Here is a 1110-nt window from a genome sequence, read left to right as displayed (position 1 = left end):
TCGCGGTAGCCGCGGTCGTACCAGCCGTGGTCGCGCGGACCCGGTCCCGGCGGCGGGGGTGGCGGCCCCGGAGGACCCGGCGGGCCCCAGCCCGGACCGGGACCCGGGCCGCCCGGACCCCAGGCGAACGCGGGTGGCGCCATGAAACCCAGCGCCAGCGCGGACGAGAGGGCGATTGTGGCAATGCGTTTCATGTTCATGGCAACTCCGTCACGTGGTGTGGCGGTTGCATTTAGGCCGTTTTCGTCTGAACCGTCTCCTGCTGGAATCGGTTACGTATTCAGCTTCACGGATCGAGCTAGGAAAGCGTTCATCCAGCGGCATTTCCGGCCTGCGCGTGCAGGCGCAACAGCGCCGCCTGCGCCGTGTCATCGGCTGGCAAATAGACCACCAGACGGTTGCCGTTGCGCGGCGCCGACCACCAGTTGACCTGCTGCAGGCGCAGCTCGCCTTCCTGCGGATGGCGGAAGCGCTTGAGCTGGTTCTCCACGCCGCGCACCTCGCGCCGCTGCCGCCACAGCGCATCGAACTCGGGAGAGGCCGCGCGGTAGCGCGCCAGCAGCGCCTCCCATTCCGGCTCGCCCAGGTGTTCGGCCATCGCCGCGCGCAGCAACGCCACCATGTGCTGCAGCACGTCCTGGCGATCGAGCAATGCGTCGCGCCAGCGCGGATTGGTGAAGGCCTGATAGACGCAGTTGCGGTCGGCGTCCGCCAGGTCGGCCAGGGTCACGCCCATCAGGCGCTCGAAGGCCGGGTTGGCGCCTAGAATGTCGAAGCGCGGGGTCTGCAGCATTGCCGGCCACGGGCCGAGCTGGTCCAGCAGCATCCGCCCGGTGCCGGTCAGGCGTTGGCACGGCGGCGGCGCCAGGGCCGTGGTCTCGCGCAATCCCGCCAGCGCCAGCACGTGCGCGGTTTCCACCTCCGAACACTGCAGGGCGCGGGCGATGGCGGTCAGCACGCGCGCCGAGGCGCGGACCGGGCGCCCCTGCTCCAACCACGTGTACCAAGTCACGCCGACATCGGCGAGCAAGGCCACTTCCTCGCGGCGCAGGCCGGGGGTACGGCGCCTGCCGCCGCGCGGCAGCGCCAGCCGCGCCGGGTCCAGGCTCT

The 1110-nt window shown here is 71.1% G+C and carries 1 protein-coding gene and 1 pseudogene; both read right to left on the bottom strand.

Annotated features, from left to right (window positions below; all coding sequences use genetic code 11):
• A pseudogene (locus tag D180_RS24440) lies at positions 1 to 200 on the bottom strand (hypothetical protein); the annotation flags it as partial.
• A 110-nt stretch (positions 201 to 310) separates the two neighbouring features.
• Positions 311 to 1110: helix-turn-helix transcriptional regulator (locus D180_RS05550; protein ID WP_017912012.1), on the bottom strand; the 800-nt coding region annotated here is incomplete at its 5' end.

Origin of the sequence: Xanthomonas sp. SHU 166, from assembly GCF_000364685.1 — a bacterium.
GTDB lineage: Bacteria > Pseudomonadota > Gammaproteobacteria > Xanthomonadales > Xanthomonadaceae > Xanthomonas_A > Xanthomonas_A sontii.
The sequence above is the reverse complement of the archived record's forward strand: the minus strand, read 5'-3'. Positions and strand labels throughout refer to the sequence as shown.